This window comes from Rhodococcus sp. 15-725-2-2b (assembly GCF_002259075.1).
Taxonomy (GTDB): domain Bacteria; phylum Actinomycetota; class Actinomycetes; order Mycobacteriales; family Mycobacteriaceae; genus Rhodococcoides.
On the sequence record NZ_NPFL01000018.1, the window covers coordinates 22,620 to 36,755 of the forward strand.

Genomic DNA, 14,136 nt, shown 5'->3' on the forward strand with positions numbered 1-14,136 from the left:
CGATTACAGCAAATCCCCGCGGGGGCAGCGGACGGGGACCACAATGGAGGTCATGTTGGATCCACGCGTACTCGACAACAACGAACTCGAAGCCGAACTCGCCGCGCTGCGTCGGGGGCGTGACGCCGCGATGGACGAAGGCGCGCGGGATGTCTCCACCGCCGACACCGACCACCTCATCGCGCGGTTCGAGGAAGAAATCCGCAGGAGACATCAGGATTCGGTGTCCGATCAGCCCAGTGCCGATCTGCCCTGACCCACGATCAGGACAGCGCAGGCGGCAGTCGCCGCAATCGTCCTCACGTTGTTCCATCGCGTCCACGTGTCGGTGAAGTTCTGCCACACCTGAGCGCCGGCAGCACTGCCGGGATCCACGCCGGCCAACGTGTCGTTGAGGGGGACGTTCAGAACGGCCGTGATCGCGACGCAGCCGAGAATGTAGAGAACGGCACCGCTCACGACGAGCAGGGGTGACCCCCGACCGGCCGACACGGCGAGAATCGCTGCGAGAGTGCATGATACGGCTGTTCCGAAGAAGAGGCCGAGAAACACCGGACCGAGAATCGCCGCATTGAATCTCTGCATCGCGGCGATCGCGTCGGGTACCGGCAGTGTCGCCAGGCCGGGCAGCACGCTGACGGAGAACGCGAGCAGCACTCCTGCCATCGATCCGCATCCGACGGCGGATACGGTGGTGGCGACCGAGGACGCCCGCTCGATCACGACGGGTCTGTTCGGTGGATGTTCACGGTCGGTGGTCCTTTCGTCGAGAATTGCTCTGTCGTCCACTGTTGCTCGGAACGGCAGGATGAACAATGCTCGAAACGCCGGATTCGATGTCCGATCGTCCATGTCGTGGGACAATCGATCGATGCGTGGACTCGACCCCTGGAAATCGCCCGATCCGCTCGGTGAGGCCCTGCACTTTCTACGGATGACCGGATCGTTCTACGTACGATCGGAGATGAGCGGTTCGTGGGGTCTCGACCTGCCCGCCATGGAGGATGCGCTGTGGTTTCACACGGTGGTGGACGGTCGGTGCCTGCTGGCGGTTCCCGATGAGCCGACGCGGGAGTTGGTGCCAGGCGATTTCGCGTTGGTCCCTCATGGGCGCGGTCATGTTCTCGCCGCCGACGCGGATGCGGCGACACGAGCGGTGAGTGTGTACGACCTCCCGCACGAGTACGTCAGCGACCGCTATGCGGTGATCACTCACGGTGAAGGAGCAGGACCGCCTGCCACTCTGGTGTGCGGGGCGGTGCGGCTGGATCACCCTGCGGCGCAACAGCTCGTCCGTCTGCTTCCTGCCGTGGTGTTCGTCGATGCGGAGCCAGGACCGCAGCAAACGAGGATGCAGAACGTCCTGGCGATGGTGGCGGACGAAGCCCGAGTTCTCGAGCCCGGGGGAGAAGCGGTCATCACCCGGCTGTCCGACATTCTGGTGATCCTGGCGCTGCGGTCGTGGATCGGCGGCACTGCGCGAGCGCAGTCGGGGTGGCTCGGAGCGTTGCAGGACGATCGAATCGGCGCTGCTCTGGCCCTGATTCATCGACATCCTCACCAGCGGTGGACCGTTGCGGCTCTGGCGTCGAGCGCGAACATGTCGCGTTCGGCGTTCTCGGCGCGTTTCACCGAGCTGGTCGGTCGATCCGTGATGAGCTACCTGGCCACGTGGCGAATGCAGGTCGCATATCAGACCCTGCGTTCCGAGGACGTCGCGCTGGCCGAATTGGCCCGGCGCAGTGGGTATCTCTCGGAGGCGGCGTTCGGGAAAGCGTTCAAGCGGGCGATGGGGGTCTCGCCTGGAAGTGTGCGTCGCCGTCCCGAGGTGTCGATGGCCGCGGTTCAGTCGAGCAGATGACGGAGATAGCTGTTCGGGTCTTCGAGGTAGCGACGCCAATGCTGGACCAATTCGAGTTCGTCCCAGGTGCTTCGGCGCAGACCATGTTCGCCGACTTCGACGATGTCGGCACCGGGGGTCGACGCCAGAATCGGTGAATGGGTGGCGCAGACGATCTGCGCGCCCTCGTCGCCCAGCTCGGACATCAGTGCAACGAGCTGCAGGCTCGCGGTGAACGACAAGGCAGATTCCGGCTCGTCCAGGACGTAGAAGCCGGGTTCGGCCAACATTGCACCGAACATGGTCAGGAACCCTTCGCCGTGGCTCATCTCGGCGGTGTTCTCGTCCCAGAATCCCGGCATCCCGCTGAGGTTTTCGGCCATTTCGAACGCGGTCTCGGCGCGCAGAAAGAAGCCACGCTTCTGCTGTCGCGGACCACGAAGCATGCGAGAACCCCGCGGTGTGGTCTCGAGCTCGAGTACCTCACCGAGAGCGCTCGTCACCTCGTCGAGTCGACGCGACTGCTGCGCCGCCCGACCGCCGCGGGCATCGATTCCGAAACCCTCGGCGATCGCCTCGACCAGGGTGGATTTACCGGAACCGTTGTCGCCGACCAGAATTGTGACCGGAGCCAGGAATTCGAGTCCGTCACGGGCGAGGTCGGCGACTGCGGGCACGGTGAAGGGCCAATCCGCTCCGACGTTGTCGGTGTGGACGTACGCGCGCTCTACGAACATGGTTCAGGCAGTGACCAGGCGGTCGACGTAACCGGTCTCGTGGGCGGAGTCCGCGCTGCAGGTGTAGAAGACCCACTGCGCCGACAGGTCCGCCGAATCCCCGAACCGATGGTCGACCTTCGCTGCGCACAAACTGCCCGCACTGGTGTCGTGGCAACGAAGACTGCTGGGTATGTACATCACCCCACTGTAGGCGCGATCGACGAAGACGATCACCGACGTCGCGAACGGGGATGTATCCACGTGGTGCCCTCGGTGAGACTCGAACTCACACTGGACGGGTTTTGAATCCGTTTCCTCTGCCAATTGGGATACGAGGGCTGGCGTCTTTCAAGCAACGATTGACGAGTTTAGAAGATGCGCTTTCGGGGTCGCGCACCGGTACCCTTCAGATGCTCGACGGCCCCGATGGGCGATGACTGTCAAAGGAGACCGATACAGATGAACGCTCCTGGTGCGCACGGTACTGGCAAGCCCCCGCTTCGCGTGGTGGTGGCAGAGGACGAATCCCTGATCCGGCTCGACCTCGTGGAGATGCTCCGCGAAGAGGGCTACGACGTCGTCGGTGAAGCGGCCGACGGTCAGCAGGCGGTGGAGTTGGCCGTCGAACTGCGTCCCGATCTGGTCATCATGGACGTGAAGATGCCGCGTCGGGACGGAATCGATGCGGCGTCGGAGATCGCCGAGAAGCGCATCGCGCCCGTCGTCATTCTCACCGCGTTCAGTCAGCGCGAGCTCGTGGAGAAGGCACGCGATGCCGGAGCGATGGCGTATCTGGTCAAGCCGTTCACCAAAGCCGACCTGATGCCTGCGGTGGAGTTGGCCGCCAGTCGTTTCGGTGAGATCTCCGCGCTCGAATCCGAGATCGTGGATCTTCAGGACCGGCTCGAGACGCGCAAGCTCATCGAGAAGGCCAAGGGCATCCTGATGGAATCGCAATCTCTCACAGAACCGCAGGCGTTCAAGTGGATTCAGCGCGCCGCCATGGATCGCAGGACGACGATGAAGGCCGTCGCGGAGGTCGTGATCGACACGCTCGGTACCCCTGCGAACAAGCCTGTGGCAGAGAGCTGATCGGCCCTCGAAAGCTACGGCCACGTAAAACTTCGACTCCCTAGGTCACAGTCAGGTCACGAGCGTCGTTCTAGGCCTTGCGAATCAGCTCCGAGCATTAGCGTCTGACCCACACGTGAGCGACATGTAACTCAGGTGCGCTTCATCGACGAGCAATTTCAAGGAGAACCTAGATGGCAATTCGGACCTATGTCCGCACGGCTGCGGTGCTGAGCGTTACCTCGCTCGCACTGTTCGGCTGTTCGTCGAGCGACGACTCGGGCTCGACCGACTCCACCAGTGCCAGCGGCGGCACTGCAGCCGCGGAAACGACCGTCTCCACCGACTGCACGCCCGAGCAGGCCACTGCCGGGGCAACCCCGGATACGGCACCGCTGGTGGTGGGCACCCTTCTCCCCGAGACCGGAACCCTGGCCTTCCTCGGCCCGCCCGAAGTTGCCGGCGTCCAGTTGGCCGTCAACGACGTCAACGCCGCCGGTGGCGTCCTCGAGCAGCCCGTCACGCTCATCCCCGGTGATTCGGGCGACACGACGACCGATACCGCCAACACCACGGTCGACCGTCTGCTCGCCGGCGGTGCCGACGTCATCGTCGGTGCGGCGTCGTCCTCGGTCTCGCTCAAGGTCATCGACAAGATCGCCAGCGCAGGCGTCGTGCAGTTCTCGCCGGCCAACACGTCCGACCAGTTCGTCTGCTACCCGGACAAGGGTCAGTACTTCCGTACCGCACCCACCGACGTGCTGCAGGCACAGGCCTTGTCCCAGCTGATCGCCCAGGACGGTGCGCAGCGCGTCGCCATCCTCGCGCTCAACGACCCGTACGGTACGGGCCTGGCCGCGAACACCGCGGACAACCTCGAAGAGGCCGGCATCGCGGCGGACCAGATCCAGACCACGATCTACGACCCGAACGCACAGTCGTTCAACGCAGAGGTCGACGGCGTGAAGAACTTCAACCCGGACGCCGTGGCCATCATCGGCTTCGAGGAGTCCGCGAAGATCATCACCCGTATGCACGAGATCGGCATCGGACCGTCCGACGGCACGCTGGTCTACGGAGTCGACGGCAACATGGGTAACGCCCTCGGAGAGTCGGTGGCAGCAGGTCTGCTGGACACGATGCGTGGCACCACCCCGTTGACCGACGTCGGCACCGGATTCCAGGATCGTCTCAAGAGCGTGGATCCGGCCCTGGTGGACTTCAACTACGCAGGCGAGTCCTACGACGCGGTGGTCATCTCGGCACTCGCGGCCGAGCAGGCCAAGTCGACGGCAGGCACCGACATCGCTGCCAACATCAACAGCGTCACCAAGGACGGCACCAAGTGCACCAGCTACGCCGAGTGCCTTCCGCTCGTCAAGGCCGGAACCGACATCGACTACGACGGAATCACCGGCGCGCTGAATTTCAGTGACGCAGGAGAGCCCGCCACCGGTTCCTACGGCAACCTGGTCTTCGGACCGGACAACACCCTGACGACGGACGGTTACATCGTCGTCGGTGAGTGATCTGTAACTGTCACACAGCCTCTGGGCCCGAGTCCTCGATCAGGACTCGGGCCCAGTGGCTTGCGTATGTGCCGCACGTTCGACGGCAGCGAGAAGGCCCCGGTTCGATGCCGATCGAACCGGGGCCTTCGTCGTTGCGAGGAGCTACTTCTTCTCCTTGCTTCCTGCCAGCGTGCCGAGGTACAGCTCGATCACCTTCGGGTCGTTCATCAACGCCGGACCGGTGTCGGTGTAGGCATTACGGCCCTGATCGAGAACGTAGCCGCGGTCGCAGATCTGGAGGCAACGACGGGCGTTCTGCTCGACCATGATGATCGACACGCCCGCTGCATTGATCTTCTTGCAGCGGATGAACACCTCGTCCTGGAACATCGGTGACAGTCCGGCCGACGGTTCGTCGAGCAGCAGTACCGACGGCTCCATCATCAGTGCGCGTCCCATGGCGACCATCTGTCGCTCGCCGCCGGACAGTGCGCCCGCCTTGACCTTCTTGCGCTCACCGAGCAGCGGGAACAGTTCGCTGACGAACTCGAATCGCTCGCCGAACTTCTTGGGACGCAAATAGATTCCCATTTCGAGGTTCTCTTCGATGGTCAGCGACGGAAAGACGTTCTGTGTCTGCGGAACGTAGCCGACTCCCTTGGTGACCAGGACGTGCGCTTCGGCGGAGGTGATGTTGTCACCTCGCAGTTTGACGCTGCCCTCACGGACGGCAACCAGCCCGAACAGGGTCTTGAGGAGGGTCGACTTCCCGGCTCCGTTGGGTCCGATGATGCCGACGATCTCCCCGTCGTTGAGGAAGAAGTTGCATTCACTGAGGATGTTGACGCCCGGGATGTACCCGGCCACCAAGCCATCGGCGCGCAGCAATGCACCTTCGGCGAGGCGGGCGTGCTCCTCGGGTGTCGCGGCGAACTCTGCCGGCGTCAATGTCTGTTCGCTCATCGTTCGTCCTCCTCGGCCCGGTGCGAGCCGCCTTCGGTCACGTCGGTTACCACCGGGCGTACGAACTCCGGCTCCGAGAGGTCGCCTCCCGCTTCGAGTTCCTCGGCCTCGGCCTTCTTCAGTGCCTCTGCGAGCTCCGCAGTGGCACCGACCGGATTGCCGTCGGCATCGAATTCCAGAGCCTGATCGTGATGGCTACCGAGATACGCATCGACGACGGCTCCGTTGTTGGAGAGCTCCTCGGGGGTGGACTCGGCAATGATGCTGCCCTGTGCCATCACCACCACCCAGTCACTGATGTCGCGGATGACGTCCATGTCGTGCTCGACGAACACCACCGTCATACCGTCGTCGCGAAGCGACTTGATGTGCCCCAGAAGCGATTGCGTCAGAGCAGGATTGACCCCAGCCATCGGCTCGTCGAGCATGACCACCGACGGATCGGTCATCAGCGCGCGCGCCATCTCGAGCAGCTTGCGTTGGCCGCCGGACAACGAGCCGGCCAGGTCGTCTGCCTTGGCGTCGAGCTTGAAGCGCCCCAACAGCTCGTAGGCGCGTTCGGTGATCTGACGTTCCTGGGCCTTCCACGTCCACGGCATGAACGTGTTGATCATGCGCTCGCCGCGCTGACCGGTTGCGCCCAGCCGAACGTTGTCCAGCACAGTCAGTTTCGACAGCGCCTTGGTCAACTGGAACGTACGGACGACACCTTTGCGTGCCACCTGGTGCGGATGCATCCGACCCAGTTCCTGGCCGTCCATCGACCAGGTACCGGTGTCGGGTCGATCGAATCCCGTGAGCAGATTGAACAGGGTGGTCTTGCCTGCGCCGTTGGGCCCGATGAGTCCGGTGATGCACCCACGCTGGATCTCCAGGTGCGCCACGTCTACGGCTTTCAGGCCGCCGAAGGTGCGAGAGACGCCGTCGACCACCAGGGTGGCGTCGGGCTTGGGGGATCCGGGCTCGTTGGCGACACCGGCGAACAACGCCGACCGCTGATCACTCGACAGTGCTTTGGCAGCACGTGATTCGAGGGTGCTTGCTTTCTTGCTCGGTGCCGCTGTTGCGGCGGCATCCTTGCTCGGGTCAGGCATTGAGTTGAACCTCTCGCTTGTTGCCGAGAATGCCCTGAGGTCTGAACACCATCAAGACGGCGATCAGAATTCCCAGGAGCACGAACCGCGTGGCACCGACCTGCGCGCCGGTGAGGTTGAGCACCGGGTCGTCGCCGGAGATCAGCTGTCGCAGAATGGCATCGGGAATGGACAGCAGGAACCAGAAGAGCATCGCGCCCAGGACGGGGCCGAACACCGTTGCGGCACCACCGAGAATCAGGGCACCGAAGGCGAAGAACGTCTGCGCCGTCGAGTAGAAGTCCGGGTTGATGGACTGGGTTTGCAGTGCGTTGAACACGCCGCCCATGCCGCCGATGACACCACCGAGAACCAGCGCCTGCATCTTGTAGACGAACACGTTCTTACCCAGCGAGCGGGCCGCGTCCTCGTCTTCACGAACGGCCTTGAGCACACGTCCCCAGGGGCTGTGCGTCAGGAGGTAGACCACCCCGCACAGCAGCAGGACCAGCGTCCAGCCGACGAGCATGGCCCACAGGTCGTTACCCAGGAATCGCACGCCAATGAAGCTGTACGTCTTGCCACCCTCGAACGGACTCATGCTGGTGAACGGGCCGGCGAAGCCGGTGATGCCGTTGGTCGACTTGGTCACCGAATCCGTTGCGGTGGAACGAAACACGAGTCGCAGAATTTCCGACGCGGCGATGGTGACGATCGCGAGGTAGTCGGCTCGCAGTCGCAGAGTCGGGATGCCGAGGACCAGGGCGAGCAGTCCTGCCGCGGCGAGACCGACCAGAATGCCGAGCCAGAGCGGCTGTTCGTAGGTGATCGTGGTGATGCCGACGCCGTAGCCGCCGAGCAGTGCGAAGCCGATCTGGCCGAAGTTGAGCAGTCCGGCGTAGCCGAAGTGCAGGTTCAGGCCGATGGCGAGCAGGGCGTAGAAGATGGCGGACGGGCCGACCAGCTGAGCGAGTGAGATCTGAAGTGCGCCGATGATATCCATGTGAAGGTCACCCGATCCTTTGTCGCGAGCCGAGGATGCCCTGTGGACGGACGACGAGGATGAGAATCAAGACGAGCAACCCTCCGATGTATTTGAGATCGGGATTGATGACCAGCGTCGACCACTGCACGAGCAGACCGACGATGACGCAACCGAGGAATGCGCCGTAGGCCGTTCCCAGGCCACCCAGTGTGATGCCGGCGAACATGAGCAACAGAAGTTTGAAGCCCATCTCCCACTGGACGCGACCGCCGAGTTCGGAGAGCCCGAACAACACGCCGCCGAGGGCAGCCAGGCCGCCGCCGAGGCACCAGACGAACGTGACCACGCGCTCGACGTTGATACCGGAGGACGCGGCCAGATCCCGGTTGTCGGCCACCGCACGCATGGCCTTGCCGATCTTGGTGCGCTGCAGCATCAGCGCGACGCCGACCAGGACGACGATGCTGATGACGATGCAGGCGAGGTTGACGTTGGTGATCGACAACGGACCCCAGTCGTTCTCGGTCTGCGCCTGGTAATCGTCGAAGGGCTCGGAGCGATCCGAGAAGAAGATCAGGATGAGATAACGCAGTGCGATCGCCAGGCCGATGGTGACCACCAGCTGAGCGATGAGGCCTGTTCGCCGTTTGCGCAACGGCCGCCAGATCAGGGCATTGTTGAGCCAGCCGATCGCGACTCCGACGACTATCGCGAGCAGCGTGGCCGGGATCAGTTGTATGCCGACACTGACGTTGAAGAACCACGCCGCGACGGCACCGAGTGTGACGAGTTCTCCGTGTGCGAAGTTCGTCAGACCGGTGGTGCCGAAGATCAGACTCAGCCCGACCGCGGCGAGCGCGATGACGAGGCCGAAACGGAAGCCGTCGACGGTGGTGCGAACGAACTTCTCGTAGAACGGAATGGTGGTGGCGGTTCTGGCCTCACCGAACGAGAAGATGACGGTGTTGGAACGCCCGGCCTGCACATCGCGCTGGACCTCGCCCTGGACGCTGACGCCGTCGGGGAGCGTTTCCTGAACCACCTGGAACGTGTAGGTGCCGGGAGACAGTTCGAGGGTCCACCGGCCCCCGGTTTCACTGGTGGTACGGGCGACTTCGGAGCCGGACGCGTCGAGCGCCGCGACGTCGACGCCGACGAGTCGTTCGCCACCGTTGTTCAGGGATCCGGCGACGCTGACCGCGTCCGCCGGTGGTGCCTGTTCGGCACTGGTCCCCGGCGCTGCCGGGGGAGTGGGGGTAGGTTCCTGGGCCAATGCCGGCGCACTGAACAGCAGCGCGGCAATGGAACTCAGAACGGCGAGTAGGAGTGTTCGCTGAAGGAGCCGAACGGCAGATCTTGCGCGCAACCTCGGCGGTTGCACCTTTCTGGTCCATCGAACATTTGGAGCCACGCACGTCCTCCGGACGGTTGTCGTTGTGCCACGGGTATGTGGGTTTCCTGCAATTGTCGGACTCTATCCGCTGAAACGACGCAAAATCGGCGACTGAGATTTCCGGAAAGTATCGGTTGTGTTTCGCGGTGCGCGGCGTGCGCATCGAGTGCGATCGCGTCGTGGCGCGTGCATCCGGCTACGAGTTGTCGGACTGTCTCCCTAGACTGGTCAACCGTGAGCCCAGTAACGGAGAAAAGTGCAGCGCCCGCAGCCGAGACCGATGCGAAAGCGGGCGGAGAGCGGCCCACGTTGCTGCTCATCGACGGCCACTCGATGGCGTTCCGTGCCTTCTTCGCGTTGCCCGCGGACAACTTCAAGACCACGAGCGGTCAGTCCACCAATGCGGTGTACGGGTTCACCTCGATGTTGATCAACCTGCTGCGGGACGAGAAACCGACGCACATCGCGGCGGCGTTCGACGTCTCGCGGCAGACCTTTCGCGCCGAGCGGTACCCCGAGTACAAGGCCAACCGCAGCAAGACGCCCGACGAGTTCGCCGGTCAGGTCGACATCACCAAGGACGTACTCGGGGCCATGGGTATCCCGGTGATGGCCGAGGCGGGCTTCGAGGCCGACGACATCATCGCCACTCTGGTGACCCAGGCAGAGGCACTGGGGTACCGCGTTCTGGTGGTCACCGGCGATCGCGATGCGCTGCAGTTGGTGACGGACAACGTCACGGTGTTGTATCCGCGCAAGGGCGTGTCGGATCTGACTCGGTTCACCCCCGCCGAGGTCGCCACCAAGTACGGTTTGACGCCATCGCAGTACCCGGACTTCGCGGCCCTGCGCGGAGACCCGAGCGACAACCTCCCCGGCATTCCCGGGGTCGGCGAGAAGACGGCGACCAAGTGGATCATCGAATACGGTTCCCTCACCGCTCTTGTCGACAACGTGGACAAGGTCAAGGGCAAAGTGGGAGATGCACTGCGGGCCAACCTGTCGAGTGTGGTGCTCAACCGCGAGCTCACCGAGATGGTCCGCGATGTGCCGTTGCCCTACACCCCCGATCAGCTCGAACTGGCTCCGTGGGATCGCGAGAAGATCCACGCCTTGTTCGACGACCTGGAGTTCCGCATTCTGCGGGACCGATTGTTCGAGACGCTCGCGTCGGTCGAACCCGAAGCAGAAGAAGGTTTCGACGTCCGCGGCGGCATTGTCGCGCCCGGCGATCTGGCCGCATGGCTGGGAGAACACGCGGCCGACGGCCGACGGAGCGGGCTGTCCATCCTCGGCCCGCGTCGGCCTTTCGACAGCGACGCGACGTCGGTGGCGATCGCTGCGGCCGACGGGGAAGGCGCGTTCGTCACGACGACCGCTCTGGACGAATCCGACGAGCAGGCACTTGCTGCCTGGCTCGCCGATCCGGCGCAGCCGAAGGCTCTGCACGAGGCCAAGTGGGCTCTGCATGCAGTTCGTGGCCGCGGCTGGACCCTCGGTGGGTTGACCACCGACACAGCCCTTGCGGCGTACCTGGTGCGGCCCGGGCAGCGGTCGTTCAACCTCGACGACCTGTCGTTGCGCTACCTCAAACGCGAACTCCGGGTGGAGGATGCGGGTGAAGGCCAGATGTCGTTGCTCGATGCCGAGGACACCGCCGATGCGGCGTTCGCGGAGGGCGAGATTCTCAAGGCGCGGGCCGTCATCGACCTGGCCGATGCGTTGGACGCCGAGCTCGCCGCCATCGAGTCGACCACCCTGCTCTCCGAGATGGAGCTGCCGCTGCTGACGGTGTTGGCCGATGTCGAGGCAACGGGTATCGCCGTGAACGGTGATCACCTCCGCGCATTGCAGTCCGGATTCGCTGCGCAGGTGGACGAGGCTGCGAACTCCGCCTACGGCGTGATCGACAAGCAGATCAACCTCGGGTCACCGAAGCAGTTGCAGGTGGTGCTGTTCGAGGAACTCGACATGCCCAAGACCAAGAAGACCAAGACCGGCTACACCACCGACGCCGATGCGCTGCAAGGGTTGTTCGAGAAGACCGAGCATCCGTTCCTGAAGTTCCTGCTCGATCATCGGGACGCGACGCGGATGAAGGTGACGGTCGACGGCCTGCTGAAATCCGTCGCCGACGACGGACGCATTCACACCACGTTCAATCAGACGGTCGCGGCAACCGGGCGACTGTCGTCCACCGAGCCGAACCTGCAGAACATTCCGGTGCGCAACGAGGCGGGACGCCACATCCGTGACGGCTTCGTCGTCGGGGCCGGATACGACACGCTTCTCACCGCCGACTACAGCCAGATCGAAATGCGCATCATGGCGCACGTCTCCGGCGACGAAGGGCTGATCGAGGCATTCAACACCGGCGAGGACCTGCACAGTTTCGTCGGTGCCAGGGCCTTCGGAGTGCCGATCGAGGAGGTCACGCCCGAACTGCGTCGCCGCGTCAAGGCCATGTCGTACGGACTGGCCTACGGATTGAGCGCCTTCGGTCTCGCCGCGCAGCTCAAGATCTCCACCGACGAGGCGAAGCAGCAGATGGAGGCGTACTTCGCGCGGTTCGGAGGCGTCCGTGACTACCTGCGCAACGCCGTCGAGGAAGCGCGCAAAGTGGGATACACCTCCACGCTGTACGGCAGGCGCCGCTACTTGCCCGACCTCAACAGCGACAATCGTCAGCGCCGCGAGGTCGCCGAGCGGGCCGCTCTCAATGCGCCCATCCAGGGCACCGCCGCAGACATCATCAAGGTCGCGATGATCGACGTGCACCGATCGCTGGCGGAGTCGACGCTGAATTCGCGGATGCTCTTGCAGGTGCACGACGAATTGGTACTCGAAGTCGTCGACTCCGAGCGCGAGGAAGTCGAGGCACTGGTACGCGACAAGATGTCCTCGGCCATCGAACTGTCGGTGCCCCTGGAAGTCTCGGTCGGCACCGGTCGCAGCTGGGACGCCGCTGCACACTGATTCGACCCATGGCCAGGCGAAGGGCCGCTCACCGAATTCGGTGAGCGGCCCTTCGCTCGATGTACGGCTGGGACGAACTACTCCGCCGCGGGAGCCTGCTCGGCGATCTGCTGGCGTACGACGTCCATGTCGAGTGCCTTGATCTGACCGACAAGGTCTTCCAGCGCCGGTGCAGGCAGTGCGCCGGGCTGTGCGTAGACGAGAATTCCTTCGCGGAACGCCATGATCGTCGGGATCGACTGGATCTGCGCTGCCGCAGCAAGACCCTGCTCGGCCTCGGTGTCGACCTTGGCGTGCACGACGTCGGGGTGTGCGTCCGACGACTTCTCGAAGGTGGGCGCGAACTGGCGGCACGGTCCGCACCAGGACGCCCAGAAATCGACCAACACCACGTCGTTGCTCGTCACGATCTCGTCGAAATTCTGCTGGGTCAAAGTCTGAGTGGCCACGCGGTCCCTTTCGTTTGATTGCGCTTCTGCTGTGTCTCAACGCAGGTACTCGCCGGAATCATCCCGACTGTGTAGGAGCGCGGCGGGTCAGGCTGGTTGGTAGGCAGCGCGGAACGTGCGGCGGTAGGAGTTCGGTGTGGTGCATCGCAACCGCACGAAGTGCTGCCGCAGAGCCGCGGCATTTCCGAAGCCGACCACCTCGGCGATCGAATCCATCGGAAGATCGGAGTTCTCCAACAGTTGCTGCGCTGCCAGTACTCGCTGGTCGTTGAGCCAGCGCGCCGGCGTCGTTCCGGTTTCGGCCGCGAACCTGCGGGCGAAGGTTCGCGCAGACATGTTCACCCGCGCCGCCAGTCGACCGATGGTGAGCTCGGAGTCGAGATTCTCGGTCATCCAATCCAGCAGCGGAGCCAGTGTCTCGGTGCGAGTGGCGGGCAGCGGACTGGTGACGAATTGAGCCTGCCCGCCGTCGCGATGCGGAGGAACGACCATCCGGCGGGCGATCCCGTTGGCCACGACGCTGCCCTGGTACTTGCGCACGATGTGCAGGCACAGGTCGATGCCGGCTGCCGTGCCTGCGCTGGTGAGCACGTTGCCGGCATCCACGTAGAGGACGTTCGGATCCACCTGTGCCAGGGGATATTTCGCGGCCAGCGAGTCGGAGTGCCGCCAATGCGTCGTGCAGGGTCTGCCGTCGAGAAGACCCGCTTTGCCGAGTACGAAGGCACCGTTGCACAGGCTCGCGACCATCGCCCCTCGTTCCACCGCCGCGCGCAGTTTGGCCAGCAGGGGTTCGATGGACGCGTCGTATTCGGTGCCGCACACGAAGCTGCCGTCGACCGCCGCCTCGGTGCCTCCCGCCGGAATGATGATCAGATCGGCGGTGTCGAGGCTGTCGAGATCGTGTGGCACGTCGATGGTGTAGCCGACGCGGGTGCGGATCGGTTGTGGGACACCTGCGATCAGGGAGAAGTCGTAGGTGGGCAGTCCTTCGTCCGAGCGATCGAATCCGAACACCTCGCAGGCGACGCCCAGCTCGAACTGTTCTGTCAACGGCATCAGCGCGACGACCACTCGTTTCAGCATGCACAGAAGTATGGCAGAAAGTCGTCGATATATGGCGTTACTGCCACTCGTGCACCGTCTCCGCAGGTTG

At 63.9% G+C, this 14,136-nt stretch carries 14 protein-coding genes and 1 tRNA gene; 5 read left to right on the forward strand and 10 right to left on the reverse strand.

From position 1 onward, the window contains the following. Positions 1 to 52: 52 nt before the first annotated feature. The gene (locus CH306_RS20510) at positions 53 to 256 is read left to right on the forward strand and encodes a hypothetical protein (RefSeq protein ID WP_141214795.1); all 204 of its coding nucleotides are present in this window, start codon (positions 53 to 55) and stop codon (positions 254 to 256) included. On the opposite strand, the gene CH306_RS20515 is transcribed toward CH306_RS20510, so the two are convergent. Next, entirely contained in the window at positions 232 to 852 is a 621-nt protein-coding gene (locus CH306_RS20515; RefSeq protein WP_256981223.1) for an anthrone oxygenase family protein, read from the reverse strand. The two genes, CH306_RS20510 and CH306_RS20515, sit on opposite strands and share 25 nt — an antisense overlap. 19 nt (positions 853 to 871) lie before the next feature. On the opposite strand from CH306_RS20515, the gene CH306_RS20520 reads away from it, so the two are divergent. Beyond that, positions 872 to 1,861, forward strand: a complete 990-nt coding sequence (locus tag CH306_RS20520) for an AraC family transcriptional regulator (protein ID WP_094629267.1) — start codon at positions 872 to 874, stop codon at positions 1,859 to 1,861. Here CH306_RS20520 and CH306_RS20525 read toward each other — a convergent pair. From CH306_RS20525 to CH306_RS20535, 3 genes are all read right to left on the reverse strand, one after another. Then, positions 1,846 to 2,577: an AAA family ATPase gene (locus CH306_RS20525; protein WP_094647834.1), complete on the reverse strand. Its 732-nt coding sequence runs from the start codon at positions 2,575 to 2,577 to the stop codon at positions 1,846 to 1,848. The two genes, CH306_RS20520 and CH306_RS20525, sit on opposite strands and share 16 nt — an antisense overlap. Before the next feature lie 3 nt (positions 2,578 to 2,580). Then, entirely contained in the window at positions 2,581 to 2,820 is a 240-nt protein-coding gene (locus tag CH306_RS20530; RefSeq protein WP_032394318.1) for a hypothetical protein, read from the reverse strand. 1 nt (position 2,821) lies between these two features. Further along, a tRNA-Leu gene (locus CH306_RS20535) sits at positions 2,822 to 2,898 on the reverse strand. 120 nt (positions 2,899 to 3,018) lie between these two features. On the opposite strand from CH306_RS20535, the gene CH306_RS20540 reads away from it, so the two are divergent. Together CH306_RS20540 and CH306_RS20545 are read left to right on the forward strand one after the other, a co-directional pair. Then, entirely contained in the window at positions 3,019 to 3,651 is a 633-nt protein-coding gene (locus CH306_RS20540) for an ANTAR domain-containing response regulator (RefSeq protein ID WP_032394317.1), read from the forward strand. A 173-nt stretch (positions 3,652 to 3,824) separates the two neighbouring features. Continuing rightward, on the forward strand, positions 3,825 to 5,159 hold the full coding sequence (locus CH306_RS20545; RefSeq protein ID WP_032394316.1) for an ABC transporter substrate-binding protein: 1,335 nt from the start codon (positions 3,825 to 3,827) through the stop codon (positions 5,157 to 5,159). Between the two features lie 144 nt (positions 5,160 to 5,303). Here the strand turns inward: CH306_RS20545 and CH306_RS20550 are convergent, their stop codons facing one another. From CH306_RS20550 to CH306_RS20565, 4 genes are read right to left on the reverse strand one after another with little or no spacing between them, the layout of a single operon-like run. Beyond that, positions 5,304 to 6,104: an ABC transporter ATP-binding protein gene (locus tag CH306_RS20550; protein ID WP_032394315.1), complete on the reverse strand. Its 801-nt coding sequence runs from the start codon at positions 6,102 to 6,104 to the stop codon at positions 5,304 to 5,306. After that, positions 6,101 to 7,198: an ABC transporter ATP-binding protein gene (locus CH306_RS20555; RefSeq protein ID WP_094629258.1), complete on the reverse strand. Its 1,098-nt coding sequence runs from the start codon at positions 7,196 to 7,198 to the stop codon at positions 6,101 to 6,103. Before CH306_RS20555 ends, CH306_RS20550 begins: the two co-directional genes overlap by 4 nt. After that, entirely contained in the window at positions 7,191 to 8,180 is a 990-nt protein-coding gene (locus CH306_RS20560) for a branched-chain amino acid ABC transporter permease (RefSeq protein ID WP_032394313.1), read from the reverse strand. Before CH306_RS20560 ends, CH306_RS20555 begins: the two co-directional genes overlap by 8 nt. 7 nt (positions 8,181 to 8,187) lie before the next feature. Next, entirely contained in the window at positions 8,188 to 9,528 is a 1,341-nt protein-coding gene (locus tag CH306_RS20565) for a branched-chain amino acid ABC transporter permease (protein WP_052049316.1), read from the reverse strand. A 261-nt stretch (positions 9,529 to 9,789) separates the two neighbouring features. Here CH306_RS20565 and polA point away from each other — a divergent pair, with 261 nt between their 5' ends. Beyond that, a complete protein-coding gene (gene polA / locus CH306_RS20570; RefSeq protein ID WP_094647835.1) occupies positions 9,790 to 12,531 on the forward strand; it encodes a DNA polymerase I in 2,742 nt (913 codons plus the stop codon). Positions 12,532 to 12,608: 77 nt separating this feature from the next. Here polA and trxA read toward each other — a convergent pair whose 3' ends face one another. Both trxA and CH306_RS20580 read right to left on the reverse strand, forming a co-directional pair. Then, positions 12,609 to 12,980, reverse strand: coding sequence for a thioredoxin (gene trxA, locus CH306_RS20575; RefSeq protein ID WP_032394311.1), 372 nt, complete (start codon positions 12,978 to 12,980; stop codon positions 12,609 to 12,611). Between the two features lie 87 nt (positions 12,981 to 13,067). Continuing rightward, positions 13,068 to 14,066 carry a helix-turn-helix domain-containing protein gene (locus CH306_RS20580; protein WP_094647836.1) on the reverse strand — a complete coding sequence of 333 codons (999 nt, stop codon included), beginning with the start codon at positions 14,064 to 14,066 and terminating at the stop codon, positions 13,068 to 13,070. Positions 14,067 to 14,136: the final 70 nt, after the last annotated feature.